Raw genomic sequence first — 16,897 nt, forward strand, 5'->3', positions numbered from 1 at the left:
CTCATATGCCCCTGCCGACTCGACGGACGATCCGCGTCACCGCGTTCGGCGTGAGCAGCCGCAGGGAGATCGCGGTCGCCAGATACGCCTTCACCTGGCGCGGGTCGTGGCCGATCGCCCGCCAGGCCCAGGCACGCGCGTCGCGGCCCTGTCCCGACGACGCCAGCGCGAACGACACCTGCGCCTCGATGCGCCCCAGCGCGCGCGGCGACGTCGCGAAGTCCGGGTGCTTGCGCAACAGGTACTGCAGCGCCTCCGCGTACGACGCCCACTGCCCGAAGTAGTAGGACTGCCCGTTCCAGAGGACGCGCACGAGCGGTCTGTTCACGATCGCCACCGTGCCCAGGGCCGAAGCCCGCAGCAGGATGTCGTAGTCCTCGCCGTAGCTGCGAGGCAGCTCCTCGTCGATGAGGCCGAGGCCACCCAGCAGATCTGAGCGGCGGAAGACGAGGCTGGACGAGTGGACGCCCGGGTTGCGGTTGCGCAGGAAATCCTCGTGGGTCAGGGTCTCGCCGGGCGCCAGCCGGACGATCTCCTCGACGCCGTTGTCGACGACCATGGCCGTGCCCACGGCGACCGCCTGCGGGCTCTCTGCGAAACGATCCATCTGTGCCGCGAGCTTTCCGGGCAGCCACGTGTCGTCGTCGTCGAGGAACGCGACGTACTCGCCGCGGGCATCGGAGATCCCGCTGTTGCGCGCCCCGGCTAGTCCGCGCGTGCGAGAGTTGGCCAGGCCGCGAAGGCTCCAGCCCTCCGGGAGAGACACCTCGGGGATCTCGACCGCGCACGCGTCGAAGACGATGATCACCTCCCCGGTGACGGCAGCCTCCTGGCTGAGCACGCTCTCGACCGCGAGCCTCATGAGTTCTGGCCGGTTGTGCGTGGGGATCACCACCGAGACCCCGGGAGGGTCGCCCGCCCGGGGATCGGCCGGGTGATCCGGCGCGTCCGCGGTCATGCCGGGAGCTGTCGCGCAGCCGTTGCTGCGTCGAGCGCGAGTCGCAGTGCCGTGCTGGAGGTGTGCACGGTGTACGGGAAGTACACGACTTCCACGCCCACCGCGCGGAACTGCTCCTCCAAGCGGAGGCCCTTCTCAGTTCCGCGCCAGTCGTCGCCCTTGAAGAAGTGCGTGAAGCGGAGCTGTGACCACGCATCCATCTTGTCCGGGGTGTCCTCCACGTGCACCCGATCCACGTACGAGATGGCCGCGACGATCGCCGCTCGCTCGGCGGTCGGAACGAAGGGTTGTATCCCCTTGGCGATGCGCAGCATCTCGTCGCTCACCACGCCCGCGATGAGGACGTCGCATTTCTCCTTGGCTTGGCGCAGGATATTGAGGTGGCCGACATGGAAGAGGTCGAACGCCCCCGCGGCGTAGCCGATACGCGATGTCATCGATTCCCCCACTTCGATGAGTGAAACCCCAGACGCAGGCTCGACGCCGTCCCAGTCGCCGATGACTGCGGATGAGATTGTACTCGCCGGGCACGCGGGGCGACAGGGACCCGGTGCGACGAGGGATGCCCCCACCAGGGGTGCCGTCGTGCGCAGGACCGTCTTCGAGCTCAAGACCGCTCTGCTCATGCGACGCGACCGGACGGCACTGGCCGACATGCGGATCGTCGAGCGCTCGCCAAGCGATATGGTCGCGCGCCTCACGGAGGAGCGCAGCGCCGCCATCGCGCTGCACGCGTTCCGGACCACCCCTTACTACCGTCGCAGGTTCCTCGAGGCAGGCTTCACCGAGACGGATGTCGCGCAGCCCGAGAACTTCCCATCGCTCCCGGTCCTCACGAAGCAGGACATCCACGACGCGGGCGATGAGCTCATCTCCCGTGATCGTCCGCCGCGTGACCGGCTGCTGTCCCGGACAGGAGGCAGCACCGGCAGGCCCCTCGCCGTGTACAACGACCGGGCGGCGCCGACAGCCGCACTCTGGTGGCGGATCTACGGCTGGTGGGGGGTCCACCCCGGCGACAACAGCGCGTTCATCTACCGCCAGTCGCGCACGGGCCTGCGGCGTGTGGTCCACGAGGCGCAGTGGTGGCCCACGCGACAGCTGCTGCTCGACGCGCGGGGGACGACCGACGCCGACCTCGAGGAGTTCATCGCTCAATTGGCGCGCGTGCGCCCGGCGCTCCTCGTCGGCTACGTGGAAGGGGTGCACGCCTTCGCGCGGCGCGTGCAGGCCTCGACGCCGCGCATCCCGCCGATCAGGGCGATCTCGGTGACCGCCTCGATGATCCACGCGGGACAACGGGACTTCATCGAGGACGTGCTCCGGGCGCCGGTCTACGACACCTACCGCACGGCGGAGGTGCCATGGGTCGCCGCCGAGTGCCGGGAGCGGAACGGGCTGCACGTGCTCGCGGACCACCGTCGGCTGGAAGTGGTGGACGCCGACTGTGCACCGCGCGGCGATGGTGAGTCCGGCGACGTGCTGCTCACCGACCTCGGCAACCGGGTGTTCCCCCTCGTCCGCTATGCGATCGGAGATCGGACGCACTGGATGGCGGGAGCGTGCGGCTGCGGGCTCACGCTGCCGCGCATCGCGGGGATACAAGGCCGTGTCGCAGACGCGCTCCGGACACCGGGCGGCCGGATGCTCTCGGGGGGACTGGGGTCGCTGTTCGTCGACCATCCCGGCACGATCGCCCAGTTCCAGATCCATCAGCGCGCGGACTTCTCCATCGTCGTGCGCTACGTGCCGCTCGGCGATCCCGGAGCGTCGGAGGCCGCCGCGCGCCACGCCGCCGACAAGGTGGCCGGTTTCCTTGCACACGAGGTTTCGGTGACGACGGCCGCGGTCGCGGAGATCGAGAGCGTGGACGGGAAGGCCCGCCTGGTCGTGTCAGACCTCGCTGTCTGAGCACGGGCTCCAGATCGGCTCTGCCGGTGCGGCGCGCGCGGACGTATGATACGCGTACGGGCGAGGGGGCCCGTGCAGTGCCGTTGGGGAACTGGGGGACGTTCGTGTCGGATCACTGGACGCTCGAAGACCTTTACACGGGGGTCGTGAAGTCGTGGTGGGTGCTCGCCGGGACGGTCATCGTCTTCGTGGTGGTGGCCGCCGGGGCGTGGGCGGTGCTGCCGCAGACGTACACCGCGACCGCGCAGCACACCGTGGAGCCGATCAGCGTGCTGTCGTCGGGCTCGTCGTTCAGCACGGTCAACATGGAGACCGAGCGCCTGGTCGCCACTTCCGCCTCCGTTCTCGGGCGAGCCGCCGAAGGGCTGAACGGCGTCACCGTGCCACAGCTGCGGGAGGCGACCGTCGTGCAGGTGCCGCGCGGGTCGCAGGTCCTGACGTTCGAGGTGACCACGAGGTCACCCGAGCGCTCGGCGGAGTGGGCGAACGCCGTGGCATCCGCGTATGGCGAGATGCGGTCCGAGAACGCACAGGACGTGGTCGAACAGACCACCACCGAACTGTCGGCGTCGATTGAAGGGCTGCAGGCCCTCTACGACTCGCAGCCGGAGGGCAGCGATGCCCGGGCCGCCACGCAGCTGCAGTTGGACGCGCTCCTCGAGGAGCGGGCTCGGCTGGAGGCGACGCCGTTCTTCCCGGGCACCCTCGTGACGCCGGCGAGCCCGCCGTCGGACTCGAACCGCCCCGGCGTGCTCGTCTTCGTCGCCGGGGGACTCTTCCTCGGGTTGATGCTCGGGGGGATCGCGGCGCTGCTTGTCACCCGTGGCCGCAGGGCGCCCGCTGCCGCTTCCCGTCGCGACCGGGAGACCGCTGAGGCGGCGCACGACGGAACGGGGGTCTCGCCCGAAGGCGAGACCCCCGTCGACCAGCGGCCGGAGCGGAGGCGGCCCGTGGACCAGCGGCCGAAGCGGACGCGGCCCGTCAACGACGCGCTACCGGAGGCCGGTCATGTCGACGCGCATCATCCGCCCGTCGTGGCGAAAGATGCCCGCGTCTGACGTTCAGCCGTCGTACGACCACGTCCGGACGTAGTCGACCTGGAAGTCCAGGTTCTGCGTGGCCGCGCGGTTGTTCGGGTCGGGAAGGCCCCAGTAGAGCGCTGACGGCCCGACATGGAGGTTCAGGCGCATGTGGAGCGGGCTGCCGAAGTAGTCCTTGTTCCACAGTGTCGGGTTCTTGGCCGGAGTGGTGCGTGCCAGTTCCTTGCCGTCCACGATGATCGCCGCGTACGTGGGCGTCAGCTCGAACGCGAAGGTGTGGAAGTCCGCCCAGACGGGGACCGGGCCCCCGTGCTCGCTGTGAGTCCAGAAGAACTTCTCGTTGCCGGCGCCGGACGTCTGGGTGTGCACCGTCGTCGTGGCCGAGTCGATCTTCTGATCGCGCAGCGGGCCGTCGTCGTAGCCCCAGGCCTCCATGATGTCGATCTCGCCGGACTGGCTGTTGCGCAGCCAGAACGCCGCGAGTGCTCCCAGCGTGTTCGGTCCGGTCGGCACCTTGGCGCGGATCTCCCAGCGTCCGTACTGCTGGCTCCGCGACACGTCTCCGCTGCGGAGCGAGCGCTGGTCGAGGTACCCGGTCCTGTGCCAGATCTGCGCGGGGCCCGCGCCGGAAGTGCGGATGACCGGCTGGTCCAGCCAGTCGGCGCGGATGTGCATGATGCCGTTGCTGTCGACGGTCACCTGGTTCTTGTCGACGACAGCCGCGTCGGGGAGCAGGCCGAGCGTGCTGCGGTCGCGGACGTTCCATTTGCCCGGATCCACGGCGGGCTTGCCGGTCGTCGGATCGACATAGGAGAACTCATCCCGCCAGTCCGGTGCGCCCCAGCCGGCGACGGAGCCGTCGCCGGGCGTACCGGCACCCGTGCCGGGGGCAGCAGCGCCGTCGTCCTGACCGTACGTGGCGACCAGGTTCGCGTCGAAGCTGATGTTGGGCGTGGCGCGCCAGTTCGAGACGACCTGCGCGGCCAGGACGTTGGTTCCGGCCCGCAGCGCGCTCACCGGCACGTCGACGACGACGGGTCGCTGCCGCGCGTTGAGGGAGTTCGGGGCCGCGGTCGCGTAGCTGTTGTGGGAGATCTCGGTGGAGCTCGCGACGTTCGCACGCGCGATCTCGCGGCCGTTGAGGTACAGGACGACGCCGTCGTCTGCCCACGTGGTGAGGCGGACGGATTCGGGCAGCTGGGAATCGAGGCTGAACGTCTTCTTGAAGTACGTCGACAGCGGCTGCGATCCGGACACGGTCGGAAGCACCGTGCCGACGGCGCCGGTGTCGCGACCCCAGCCGAACGGCGCCGTGCCGGTCTGCCAGGCGGCGGAGTCGGTGCGCCACGTCGGGGCCGGGGCGGTGGACGAGCGCCAGTAGCTCCATCCGGCGCTCGACGCCGGAACGAGGTCGGTGGTGCGGGTTGCTTCGGTGCTGACCACGGTGGTCTCGCTGGCGGCCAGCGCTGGGGCGGCTGCGACGATCGAGGTGGCCGCGAGGGCGAGGGTGGTGAGGGAGGCGATCAGGTGACGATGGGACTTCTTCATATGCATGCAAAAGGGAAGCGCCGGCGAACCGGCGCTCGGGGTAGGGGGCACGGGTGGTCGGAAGCCGAAACGCGACTTCGAACCTCGGCATCGATTCTTACAGGCGCGGACACGCGCTCCGTGACAAAGTCGTTATAAATGAACGCTTTCTCATCGGGTCTGGATGAGAATCCCCTCACTGTGGCTGCTGGACGACGTCAGGAGCGGCGATCGAACCCCAGAGGTCTCGCGCGATGGCGACTGTGCTGGCTATCGATGATCGCGACGAGGCGCCGAAGACGATCGACTCCACTCGAGCATGCTCATGAATCCACTCCAGCGCGGGAACGGGCGCGATGGCGCCGGAAGCGAAGACCGACATCGCGACGGGACGGAACGGCCGCTCCGCGAGCACCCGTTCGTACGCTTCCACGCCACCCGACATGCGGAAGCCCATCGCATTGATGTTCGCGCACACGACGGGGTTCTCGAGGCCGACGGTGTCCAGTCTGTCGAGGAGCATGGGCAGGTTCATGGTGATGAAACCGGGCTCGGCCCCGTACCGCTCCCGCACGTGGCGATCGAAAGCCGCGAACGCTTCGTCGAACCCCAGGCCCAGAAGCAGATCCACGACGACGTTCTGCAGAAAGATCACAGGCGTCCGCAGGCCGTGGAAGATCTTCATCTCGGCGTCGATGAGCGGGGGGATCAGACCTTCGACATCCTTGCGCAGCAGCGAACGCCCTCCTTTCAGGAGGGCATCGAGTGCGCCGTCGTCGGGCAGGAAGGACCGCATCGCGCCGAGCATGCCGTTCTCCGTCACGGCGTTGGCGTACTTGTGCGCGTACGGCATGCACGGGTAGGCGCGGAACCCGGGGTAGCGCGCAGGATCGTCCCGGATGCGGTCGCACACCTCGGCGATGCGTTCGTGCGTCGTGCACATCAGGGTGCGCACGCCTTCTTGCAACGCGACTTCGATGACGTCGACGATGGACTCCGTGTCGCGGAATCGCAGAGCCTGGGCGCGCGCGCGTTCCTCCGACATGTGATTGATCCCGAAGAACTGGTTGTCTCCGAGCAGGAGCCGATCCATCGTGTGCACCGGCCGGGTCGCGGGGATGGTCATCGCTTCAGCCCCCATCTCCGCCGCATTCTCCGGCGCTCGTCCGCGGCCGCGCTGCCTGCCAGTGGCCCCATCGCCGGGTCCGGACGCTCGGCGTCCTGCACGATCGCATCGAGGATCGCGTCGGTGGCGGCCGCACTGTCGAAGGAGTTCTGACGCGCGTGTCGCTCCTGGGCGTGGATGTCGTCGAAGAAGCTCTCCAGCTGGGCGGTGTACTCCTCACCTCGGAGATAGAACGACACCGGCGGCGTCAGCTCCGTGGTGTAGCGCACGTTCCACCCGGGGCGGTAGCCGGGGGGCGGTTCCACGCCGTCGCGCAGGTAGACGCGGATCTCCTGCCGATCGGCGAAGATGCGCCCCGCCGACCCGCTCACGGTGACCGAGGTCGACATCTTCCGGTAGGAGTCGTCCGACCAGTTGACGGAGATGTGGGCGGTCAGTCCGTCGTCGTAAAGGAAGGTCGAGTACACCTCGTCGTCGGTCTCGGAGGAGAAGATGCTGTGCAGGACGGATCCCCGCACGCTCCCCGGTGTCCCCGCATACCAGTTGACGAGATCGATCGGATGGGCCGCGTAGTCGTACAGGCAGCCTCCTCCGGTGGCGCGCCTGCTCCTCCAGGTAGAGCCCTTCTGCTTCAAGACCACGGGCCCGTATGCCTCCGCGAGGATGTGTCCCGGACGACCGATCGCATTCATCGCCAGCAGTCGCTTCACCTCCTGGAACGTGGCGATGAAGCGGTTGTGATATCCGACCTGCGCCACGAGACCCCGGGCGGCGGCGCGCTGGGCGAGCTCGCGGGACTCGTCCGCCCGGAGCGTGAGCGGCTTCTCGCAGAACACGTGCAGGCCGTTGTCGAGCGCCGAGCCGACCAGCGCCGCGTGTGAACCGGTCGGCGTGGCGATGAGGATCGCGTCCGGCTGCGCCTCGCCCATCATTCGCTCCGCCGACCCGAACGTCCGCACGCCGGTGTACTTGCCCAGGATGTCGAGGAGGTAGTCGGTGGCGTCGCAGACGCCGACCACTTCGACGTGCTCGAGGGCGCGTGCGATGGACAGGTGCGACAAGCCCATCTTGCCGGCGCCCACCACCCCTAACCGCACGGCCGATTCCGGTTCGGTACTGCTCGCGACCTCGGCGGGCGATTCGGTGGGATGGTGGATCGTCATCGGTTGCCTTCCTCGGGAACGACATGCCCCAGGGACCCGCGGCCATGCCCGGTTGGGGGACGGGCACCTGCCGCGAATGCGATCGCCAATGTGCACTTGGCGGGCTGCGGCGGCCAATGACCGCGGATCCGGCTGTCGGCGGCCGGCGACGCCGTTGTCGCCGGCCTGGTCTGGGCGCGGGGCATCAGTAGGCCCCCCTCGGTCTGATCATGACCTTGGCCGTCCGCCACATGATCATGAGATCTGTGGCGATCGACCAGTTCTCGACGTAGCGAAGGTCGAGTCGCACGCTGTCGTCCCATGAGAGATCGCTTCGGCCGCTGATCTGCCACAGCCCGGTGATTCCGGGCTTGATGTAGAGCCGGCGGTACACGGTGCCGTCGTACGAGCCCACCTCGGTGGGCAGGGGTGGGCGTGGTCCCACGATGCTCATGTCTCCACGCAGCACGTTGACGAACTGGGGCAGCTCATCGATGGAGAATCTGCGCAGGATCGCACCCACGCGGGTCACCCGCGGGTCACGCTTCAGCTTGAAGAGCGGTCCGGCTCCGTCGTTCGCTGCGAGCAGCTCGGCGCGCTTCTCCTCCGCGTCGACCACCATCGTGCGGAACTTCAGCATCCAGAACTGACGACCGTCACGACCCACCCGCAGCTGGTGGAACAGCACGGGGCCGCGCGAGTCGATCTTGATCGCGAGCGCGACGAAGGGCGCGACGAGAGCGATCGGCAGCAGCGCGAGCAGAGCCAGCACCACATCCATGCCGCGTTTGATCGCGTGAACGCCCCCCTCGAACTCGGGGATCTTCACCTGGACCAGTGGCAGCCCGTCGAGGGGCCGCAGCGACAGACGCGGACCCGCCACATCGGTGAGTCGATTGCACAGTACGAGCTCGGCGGCGCTTCCTTCGAGCTCCCACCCCAGACGTCGCACGAAGTCGCGGTCGTCGTCCGGCGTGCTCGCCACCACGATGGTGTCGGCGCCGGCCTCGCGCCCATAGGCGGCGGTGAAGCGGATGGAACCGATGACGGGATAATGGCGGTCGTCGATGATGATCGGCTCGAGCACGCCTTCCGTCGTCGTCGCGCCGATGACGAGGTAAGCATGATGGGGGTCGTGCACGAGCTTGTCGATGACGTACTCGACGTCGTCGCGCGTGCCCGCCACCAGGACGCGCGAGACGCATTCGCCGCGCTGACGTTCGTGGACGAGCCACTTGCGCCACAGCCGCCGGCTGAGGATCAAGGCGACGAGCCCGACCGGCAGGGCGACGATCAGCTGTGCACGCAGACCCGGCAGCTGGGCGACGATGAACGCGGTCGAGAGGATGCCGAAAGCGAAGCCCGTCGCGTGCCCGATGCGCATGTACTCGGCCGCTCCGGCGCCGAGCACTGTGGCTTCGCGCGTACGGGCGAGCCACAGCAGCGTCATCCACGCCCACACCACGAAGGCGCCGATGCGCGCAGGCTCGGTCAGCTCCGTGACGGCCGTGAAGCCGCCGGCCTCGAACATCATGGCCGCCAGCGCGGCCGCCGTGACGCAGACCGCGTCAGTGGCGACCAGCCGCCGCCGGTAGCGCCGCTCCCACAGGTGGCGGCGCTCCAGCGACGGCTGCACGCGCGGGGCTAGTGCTGCGGGCACCGTCTCGAGGCTGGCACGCGCGACGGCTGGACGTCGGAGGAGTGTTCGGGTCACTCCCCCGACGCCCGTCGGCGCCGCGCTCACCGCGGTCGGCTTCAGACCGCGGTCCACCGCGCGCACGATGACGCGTCCCTAGTAGACATGTACTTCCCCAGAAAATCGGCGCGACGAAGCGTCACGCCGACCAGCCCCAACGCTTGGACCCGGCCGGGTTGTCGGGTCGCAGGGGAACTCCGTTTCGGGTACTTCGTCCCCCTGTGGGAAGTCACTGTACGCCCGAGGCGCGCATGCCGAAAGAGGTTCCTGCAAAAAGACTTGACAAGCGTTTACCGGATCCGATAGAGACTCGAGGTCTCCTGTTCGTGCTCAGCCGATGAGGTTGACCAGCGCGTCCAGTCCCATGCCGTAATTGATGCGCACGGTGGGCAGTGCCAGCTTGTCGGTGCCGATCGTGACGTAGCCGGGCTCGATGGTGCGGGCCATCTCGAATCCGGCCTGTCGCAGCCCTTCTTTGGCGGTGTCGTTGTAGTGCCCGAAGGGGTAGGCCATGACCTCTTTCACGCCGAGCACGCCGGCCGAGGCCTCCATGTCGGCGACGATCTCGGGCACGCCGAGGTTCGTGATCATCCCGTCGCCGTTGGCGCCGGCCTTGTGCATGTCGTGCGTGTGCGAGCGGCGCAGCACGTACGTGCTGGGCGCGGGATCCTGCCGGTAGGCCGTGATCATGAACGACGTCGTGAGCACCTTGTACTTGTCGACGACGGGGACGGCGAGGTCGAACCAGGTCTGGTCGGCGTCGTCGTCGGTCACGATGACGGAGTGGTTCGGCAGGAACAGCCGGCCGTCGATGAACGCCGACAGCTCGTCCCACGTGGGCAGGTAGAAGCCGGTCGTCGCGATGTGGTTCATGTGGGCGTCGAAGTCGCCGATGTACGCGTAGTTGCCCTTCAGCCAGTGCTCGGGGTGGTCGGGCGCGAGGCCCTCGGGGCGGTCGGTGAACTGGTGGTACATGAGTATCGGGATCCGTGCGTCCTCGGCGGCGTTCTGCTCGGGGCTCACCCACGCGGCGTGCAGCGTCACCCGCTGGTCGGTGCAGGCCACGGCCTCCGAGCCGTTGACGCGCCCCGGGATCGCCAGGCCCGCGGCATCCTCCGGCGTCGCATACCACCCGCCGAAGACGAGCCCGTCGCGTGCGGGGATCGGCAGCCCGGCGTACAGGGCGCCCTGCGTCTGCAGCATCGGCGCGTCCGCCACGCCGTCGCCCGTGAAGCTCACCACGCACGCGGCCGGGTCGGACGCGGTGGCCAGCAGCTCCTCCTCGGGCGTCAAGGGAGTGGGAGCCGGGGTGGCCGACGGTGACGCCGAGGCGGCGGGTGCGGCATCCCGATCCGTGTCGTCTGCGCCGGCGCGCGCGAACGAGATCGCCGCGACGGTGCCGCCGATGACGGCGGCGACCGCGACGGCCCCCGCGACGACGGCGAGCACGCGTCGCCGCCGCGCCCTCGGACGCGTCTGGTGCTTGCCGGGCTGGGCCATGCGACTCCCCAAGAGTCCGGATCGTGCGTCCCCGCGCCCGATCGCTGAGGAGATGGTAGCCGGATGCCGCGTCCCGCCGCGGCAGCGAAGCGCCGGTCTGTGGACAACCGGCGTGGCTGCGGGATCGCCGGGTCGCTACGCTCGGATGCCGTGCTGCCCCTGGACTGGATCGAACACCGGCGCCCCGACGGCGAGATCGTGGGCTGGATGCTGCCCGATGGCGACGGTTTCCGCGCCTTCGACCTGCTCGGGCGCGAACGCACCGCCCCCGGCGAGGCTCCCGTCGACTGGCTCGAGGCCGAAGAGCTCCTCGAGGGCATCGGCATCGGCTACCTCGCCGACGGCTGGAGCCTGCGCCTGGCCGACGGCACCGAGCGGCCGGTGCGGATCGCCGAGGCGACGCCGCGCGGGGTCACCGTCCTCGCCGACGAGTACGGTGCCGCATCGGCGGTCGGGGCCGTCCCCGAGCGATTCCACCTGCCGTTCCCGGTGGGGGACGAGCTCGGCCCTCGCTGAGCCCGACCCCCGGCCCGGACCGGGCGTGGGTACAGTGAGCGCATGACGACGCTTGTTCTCACCGTGGTCGGCGACGATCGCTCCGGGCTGGTCGCGGCGGTCGCCGGGGTGGTCGAGCGCCACGGCGGCAACTGGGAGCGCAGCCAGCTCGCGGAGCTTTCGGGGGCGTTCGCCGGCATCATCGAGGTCACGATCGCGCCGGAGCGCGCCGACGACCTCCGCGGGGCGCTGGCCGCGCTCGAGGGGCTGCTCAAGGTCACCGTGCACGCTGGCGCGGAAGAGGCCGCATCCGGTGAGGAGGCGCGGCCGCTGACGATCGACGTGATCGGCAACGACCACCCCGGCATCGTGGCCGACGTGTCGGCGGCGCTCCGCACCCACGGCGTGTCGATCGACCACCTCACGACGCGCACGACGGAGGCCGCGATGTACGGCGGCCGCCTCTTCGAGGCCACGGTCGTCGCCCGGGTCCCGGCATCCGTCGATCTCGAGACCCTGACCGCCGAGCTCGAGCGGCTGGCCGCCGAGATCCAGGTCGACGTGACGCTCGGCTCCTGACCCCCGCCCCGACCGGGGCCCGGCCGGGGCGTGATCAGGCGAGGTCGCGCAGTCGCGCGGCGATGCCGGTGCCGTCGCCGGCCTGGCGTTCGTAGCCGACCGCGATGATGAGCAGCACCGCTCCCACCACCGACAGCGTGATCCACCAGGGCATGGCCTCGATGCCGCGTCCGATCTGCACCATGAACGCCAGCAGGTTCTCGACCGGCAGCACCACGATGCCGATGAGGAACGGCGCCGCGAGGCGGCGCGTCGCCCCGACGAGGATCGCCACGAGCGCGATCACCATCACCAGGATCGCGCGCCACGTGCGGGGGTCGGTGTAGGTCGCGGCGACCGACGCGCTCAGCATCGTGATGAGCCCGGGTGCGAGGAGCGCCCACGATCCGGTCCAGCCCGCGGGCCACGACTCCAGCGTCGCCCGGCCGGGCCGCACCGGAGGGCGATGCAGCGCGAGCGCTCCCGCCGCCAGCAGGAACAGGCCGAGCGGCAGCGAGAACCACTCGACGCGCAGGTCGCGAGGACTCCACGCCACAACGGCCGTGACGAACGAGACGCCGAACAGGAACCACACCGGCGGAAGGGCGGTCGGCCCACGCAGCCCGCGCGCGGTGACGGCGAGCATGAGCGTGAGCATCGCGAGCAGCAGCCCCCACATCGTCCAGATGACGAGCCAGTCGCGCTCGATCGCCGGCCAGGCGGCCACGGCGACGATCAGCACGGCCGGCGCACCCAGCCAGCGCGTGCGGCCGAGCGGTGAGCCCGCGGGCGCCTCCCGGTGCATCGCCCGCGCGGCGCTCGCCGCGGCCCCCGCGCCGACGAGCCCGAACGCCAGCGCGGCGACGATCGTCGGAGCGGCGGGTGCCGCATCCAGGCCGGTGCCCCACCTGACCCCCTGCACGGCGGCCGCGGTCGCCGCCACGATGGCGATGGCGAGCGTCGGCAGCCGCAGCGCCCGCAGCCGGCGCAGGCGCGGCGCGGTCCCGCGCTTCACGAGGGCGGATGCCGCCACCAGCGCCCATGCCGCTGCCACCAGGGCGTACGCCCGCACGGGCGCGCCGGATGCCGCCGCGTCGTCGCCCCCCGGCCGCCAGAACGCGGACGCGGCGGTGCCGTCGACCGCCAGCGCGACGAGCACCGGCACCACGGCCACGGCCAGCCCGGCGGCGTAGAGCCCGACCGTCCGGCGGCCCCGGGCGGTCAGCACGGCGGCGACGAGCGCCGCCCCGAGCGCGGGAGGCAGCAGGTACGGCTCGAGGCCGGTGACGCCGGCGAGGCCCCACGCGCACCAGAGGGCGCCGGTGACGGCCGCGCCGGCGAGCGGCCACGCGTACCGGCGGGGCGAGAGGACCGCCGTCGCCGCGAATCCCGCGCCGAGGATCAGGAGCACGAGGAGGGCCGTCGACAGTCCCGCCGCCGTCCGCGTGAGCGACAGCGCGAGGGTGATGGCCGCGGTGAGGAGAGCGGATGCCTCGACCGCGGCGCGTGCCGCCCGCACGTGCGACCCGGGAAGCCGGCCGGCCAGCCACACGCCTGCGGTGTCGGTGGCCGGCAGCACCACCCCGACGATGGCCGCGATGACCGGGAGCACGACCGGCGACCCGCTGGTGGGGAGCAGCTGCGCACCCAGGCAGACGGCCACCACGGCGACGGCGGGGACGAGCGTCGCGGCGGCGAGCGCCCGCACGACGATGCCGAGCCCTCGCCGCCTGGTCGTGACGAGGGTCAGTGCGAGGCAGAAGATCACAGCGGTCGACAGTGCCGTCCAGCCGCTGCGCTCGAACACCACCTGCGCCACGCCGATCGCGAACGGCACGGCCGTGACGGCGAGCACCGCGTACCACTCCCGCGTGGGCACCCGCCGGGCGAACGTCACCGCGATGGCGACGGCCCCGGCCGCACAGGTCGTGAGGCACACCACCACGAGCGGGTCGGCGCCGGCGCGTGCGAGAGCCGTGGCGAACACCACCAGGGCGTAGGCGAAGCCGACGCCGACGTGGACGAACCGGCCGGAGCGCGGCACCGTGAGGGCCAGCACGGCGAGCGCGGCCACGACCGCGGCCCCCGCCCACACGGTGAGGTCGTCGTCGCGCCACGACAGCACGGCGGCGAAGACGACGGCCGCATGTCCGCCGGCCACGAGCGGCATGCGGACGGCGGCCGACGCCCGGGGAAGCCCGGCCGCCACCGCCCCGGCGATGATGGCGGCGACGAGGGCGAGGGAGATGCGCGCCCAGACCTCGAGCGCCGGCAGGCACAGCACGGTCAGGAATGCGAGCACCCCGTACCAGGCTCCCAGGAACCCGAGCCACCGCGTGCCGATCGGCGGCGCAGCGGCCGGCACGCCCGCCCCCGTCGGTGCCTCCGCCGCCGTCGCAGGAGCAGCGGCGGTGGTCGCCGGTGCCGTGCTCGTCGGCGCGGTCGCGAGGAGGGCAGGGACAGCGGATGCCGCGCCCCGGCCGCCGTCACCCGTGACGCGGCCGGCGGAGGTGCGGGCGGTGAGGGTGCGGTCGGTGAGCGCGGCGAACGCCGCGAGCGACAGTCCCGTCGCCGCGAGCCCGACGGTGAGGCTGAGCGCCGTGCCGGGGAGGAGGAACAGCCGGCCCGTGCCCAGCGTGAGCGTGTCGGCGACCGACAGGAACGCTGTGAGCGTCGGGATCGCCGCGACGGCGCCGACCACCGTGACGGCGCCGGTGAAGAGCGCGCCGCGACGGGCGGCGCGATGCAGGGGCTCGGCGGCGCCGACGATCAGCAGGCCGAGGCCGGCGGCGACGGGGAAGACGGCGAACCACGCGCCGAGGGAGAGCGCCGATCCGAGGGGCACCGCCACGACGGCGGCGACGATCGCACCGCCCGCGACGACCGTCCACGCGGCCCCCGCCGGGTGGCGGGCGGAGCAGAGCGCGACGGCCGCCACCGCGGCCAGGGTCGCCGCGGCGAGCCACGCGGTCGGGACGCCGGCTGCGGCATCCGTCCCCCACACCGATACGAGCGCGGCGAGCACCATCACGAACTGCGCGGCGGTGAGCGTCGCGCGTTCCGCGACGAACGCCGACGGCGCGCCGCGGCCCGTCAGGGCGATGAGCGCGCTCGCAGCGGCAGCCGACGCCAGCCAGCCCGCCGTGGTCGCGAGTGCTGCGGACGCGCCGGATCCGAGCACCGCGGGCGCGAACGCGAGCGCGATCAGGCCGCTCCACAACCACGCGCGGATGCCCGCGCGGGGGCCGCGCAACGCGAGCAGGCCACCGCAGACGAGCATCGTGAGGCCGGTGAACACCCAGCCGTTCGCGCCGGCAGGCAGCAGCGCAAGCACCGCGGTCGTCGTGAGCGCGAGGAACACGACGCCGAGCGCGCCGATCGCCTCGGCCGAGAACCGCAGGCGCCGCCGCGCGAGCAGCGCAGCCCCCGCGAGGAACGCGGCCGCGATCCCGCCCACGATCAGTGCGCGGGGGAGCGGTGCGGTGAGGTCGGGGTTGAAGAACGTGAACACCACCGCCGCCACGGCGACGAGGCCCGCGCCGGCCACCGCGAGCACCGACTGCACGGTGGCCGAGGCTCCACTCGTGCCGGCTGCGGCGGGCGACGCAACGGCAGGAGGCGCGGATGCCGGCGGCGCGGCGGCCGCATCCGGTCCTGCCCCCGGCGCACTCGGCGTCGGTGCGGATGCCGCACCGGGCGCCCCCGCACGCGCCGCGCCGCCCATCGCCTGCGCCCCGGCGCTCGCGCCCGGCGCCCCGGCGGACTGCCGGCGGGGCACCCGGTCGAGCACCGCCTGGCGCGCACGGAGCGCCTCGACCGCGGCGCGCGACGCGAGCCAGAGGTCCTGCCCGACGCGGCCCTCGAAGTCCGCACCGCACCGTGGGCAGCGCTGGTCGGCGATGATGCCGGCGGCGCACACCGGGCATCGCGCGACGTCGAGCAGCTCCCCGATCGCGGTGTCGCTCCACGCCGGCGCCTGCGCCCCGGGTGCCGCCGGGGCGCTCATGTCTCGGCCTCGGTCGCGGCGAGCGCGGCGGGGTGGTCCTCGGGAACCCACTCGAGGATGTCGCCGGGCTGGCACTCCAGCACACGGCAGATCGCGTCGAGCGTCGTGAAGCGCACCGCCTTCGCGCGGCCGTTCTTGAGCACCGAGACGTTCGCCGGCGTGATGTCGATGGCGGCGGCGAAGTCGCCCACCGACATCTTCTTCTTCGCCAGCTGCACGTCGAGGTTGATGATGATGGGCATCACACCACCTCCGACAGGTCGTGCTCGAGCTGCGACGCCTTGCGCAGCAGCCCGCGCAGCACCACGATCAGCAGCGACAGGCCCGCGCCGACCACCACGCCGAGCAGGAGCAGCAGCGTGATCGACGGGGTCATGAAGCCGGTGAGGCTGAGGGCGACCAGCGCGACGAGCACGAGGGCGGTGGCGAACACGACGGCGCCGAGGCTCACGTCGACGCCGGGGAAGGCGCTGTCGCTGAAGATGCTGTCTTCGCGCACGAGCGAGAGCAGACGCCACACGCACACGAGAACCACCTGCACGCACAGCAGGAACAGGATGCCGACGATCGTGCCCGGGATCTCGAAGTACGCGATCTCGGCGTATCGCACCGCCGACTGCGCCGCGACGGCCGGGACCACGAACACCTGGCAGAACAGCAGCAGCACGAGCAGGGCCGCGATGAGAACCTTCAGAACGACGATCGTGGTGCGATGCATGAACCTTCACCTATCGAAAAACGGTATGAAGCTATCGAAAAACAATAGCCCCCTCACCCGGCTCCCGCACAAGTGCAGCCGAGGACCGCGGCCGCCGGCAGGACCAGGGCGCGGGTCCCACCCGCGAGGCGGCTCGGCCACGTGCGCAGGCCGACGGGCGTTCTTCAGGAGCGCAGGGCCCGAAGACCTCCTGCGCAAGCCCGGTTCACCTGTCGAACAG

The 16,897-nt window shown here is 71.1% G+C and carries 14 protein-coding genes; 4 read left to right on the forward strand and 10 right to left on the reverse strand.

Going from position 1 to position 16,897, the window contains the following annotated elements; all coding sequences use genetic code 11:
• Window position 1: 1 nt before the first annotated feature.
• Together R8Z57_RS12570 and R8Z57_RS12575 are read right to left on the reverse strand one after the other, a co-directional pair.
• The gene (locus tag R8Z57_RS12570; protein ID WP_318354131.1) at window positions 2-958 is read right to left on the reverse strand and encodes a glycosyltransferase family 2 protein; all 957 of its coding nucleotides are present in this window, start codon (window positions 956-958) and stop codon (window positions 2-4) included.
• Window positions 955-1,395, reverse strand: coding sequence for an adenylyltransferase/cytidyltransferase family protein (locus R8Z57_RS12575; RefSeq protein ID WP_318354132.1), 441 nt, complete (start codon window positions 1,393-1,395; stop codon window positions 955-957). The genes R8Z57_RS12570 and R8Z57_RS12575 overlap by 4 nt, the downstream gene beginning before the upstream one ends.
• A 148-nt stretch (window positions 1,396-1,543) precedes the next feature.
• On the opposite strand from R8Z57_RS12575, the gene R8Z57_RS12580 reads away from it, so the two are divergent.
• Both R8Z57_RS12580 and R8Z57_RS12585 read left to right on the forward strand, forming a co-directional pair.
• Window positions 1,544-2,869, forward strand: coding sequence for a hypothetical protein (locus R8Z57_RS12580; RefSeq protein ID WP_318354133.1), 1,326 nt, complete (start codon window positions 1,544-1,546; stop codon window positions 2,867-2,869).
• Window positions 2,870-2,973: 104 nt separating this feature from the next.
• The gene (locus R8Z57_RS12585; protein WP_318354134.1) at window positions 2,974-3,927 is read left to right on the forward strand and encodes a Wzz/FepE/Etk N-terminal domain-containing protein; all 954 of its coding nucleotides are present in this window, start codon (window positions 2,974-2,976) and stop codon (window positions 3,925-3,927) included.
• 3 nt (window positions 3,928-3,930) lie between these two features.
• Here the strand turns inward: R8Z57_RS12585 and R8Z57_RS12590 are convergent, their stop codons facing one another.
• The 5 genes from R8Z57_RS12590 to R8Z57_RS12610 all read right to left on the reverse strand — a co-directional run bounded on the left by R8Z57_RS12590 (window position 3,931) and on the right by R8Z57_RS12610 (window position 10,900).
• The gene (locus tag R8Z57_RS12590) at window positions 3,931-5,457 is read right to left on the reverse strand and encodes a glycoside hydrolase family 16 protein (protein WP_318354135.1); all 1,527 of its coding nucleotides are present in this window, start codon (window positions 5,455-5,457) and stop codon (window positions 3,931-3,933) included.
• A gap of 175 nt (window positions 5,458-5,632) precedes the next feature.
• Window positions 5,633-6,562 (reverse strand): hypothetical protein, encoded by a 930-nt coding sequence (locus R8Z57_RS12595; protein WP_318354136.1) that lies wholly within the window; start codon window positions 6,560-6,562, stop codon window positions 5,633-5,635.
• Window positions 6,559-7,725, reverse strand: a complete 1,167-nt coding sequence (locus R8Z57_RS12600) for a Gfo/Idh/MocA family oxidoreductase (RefSeq protein WP_318354137.1) — start codon at window positions 7,723-7,725, stop codon at window positions 6,559-6,561. The genes R8Z57_RS12595 and R8Z57_RS12600 overlap by 4 nt, the downstream gene beginning before the upstream one ends.
• Before the next feature lie 184 nt (window positions 7,726-7,909).
• Entirely contained in the window at window positions 7,910-9,364 is a 1,455-nt protein-coding gene (locus tag R8Z57_RS12605) for a sugar transferase (RefSeq protein ID WP_318354138.1), read from the reverse strand.
• Between the two features lie 366 nt (window positions 9,365-9,730).
• Window positions 9,731-10,900, reverse strand: a complete 1,170-nt coding sequence (locus tag R8Z57_RS12610) for a polysaccharide deacetylase family protein (RefSeq protein WP_318354139.1) — start codon at window positions 10,898-10,900, stop codon at window positions 9,731-9,733.
• Window positions 10,901-11,050: 150 nt separating this feature from the next.
• On the opposite strand from R8Z57_RS12610, the gene R8Z57_RS12615 reads away from it, so the two are divergent.
• Together R8Z57_RS12615 and R8Z57_RS12620 are read left to right on the forward strand one after the other, a co-directional pair.
• A complete protein-coding gene (locus tag R8Z57_RS12615; protein ID WP_318354140.1) occupies window positions 11,051-11,416 on the forward strand; it encodes a hypothetical protein in 366 nt (121 codons plus the stop codon).
• A gap of 42 nt (window positions 11,417-11,458) precedes the next feature.
• Window positions 11,459-11,974, forward strand: a complete 516-nt coding sequence (locus tag R8Z57_RS12620; protein ID WP_318354141.1) for a glycine cleavage system protein R — start codon at window positions 11,459-11,461, stop codon at window positions 11,972-11,974.
• 34 nt (window positions 11,975-12,008) lie between these two features.
• Here R8Z57_RS12620 and R8Z57_RS12625 read toward each other — a convergent pair whose 3' ends face one another.
• The 3 genes from R8Z57_RS12625 to R8Z57_RS12635 are packed head-to-tail and all read right to left on the reverse strand — an operon-like array spanning window position 12,009 to window position 16,677.
• Window positions 12,009-15,959, reverse strand: coding sequence for an SCO7613 C-terminal domain-containing membrane protein (locus R8Z57_RS12625; protein WP_318354142.1), 3,951 nt, complete (start codon window positions 15,957-15,959; stop codon window positions 12,009-12,011).
• On the reverse strand, window positions 15,956-16,201 hold the full coding sequence (locus R8Z57_RS12630; protein ID WP_318354143.1) for a helix-turn-helix transcriptional regulator: 246 nt from the start codon (window positions 16,199-16,201) through the stop codon (window positions 15,956-15,958). The genes R8Z57_RS12625 and R8Z57_RS12630 overlap by 4 nt, the downstream gene beginning before the upstream one ends.
• Window positions 16,201-16,677, reverse strand: coding sequence for a DUF2975 domain-containing protein (locus R8Z57_RS12635; RefSeq protein WP_318354144.1), 477 nt, complete (start codon window positions 16,675-16,677; stop codon window positions 16,201-16,203). The genes R8Z57_RS12630 and R8Z57_RS12635 overlap by 1 nt, the downstream gene beginning before the upstream one ends.
• Window positions 16,678-16,897 lie beyond the last annotated feature (220 nt).

The sequence above is a fragment of the Microbacterium sp. M3 genome, from assembly GCF_033548675.1.
GTDB lineage: Bacteria > Actinomycetota > Actinomycetes > Actinomycetales > Microbacteriaceae > Microbacterium > Microbacterium arthrosphaerae.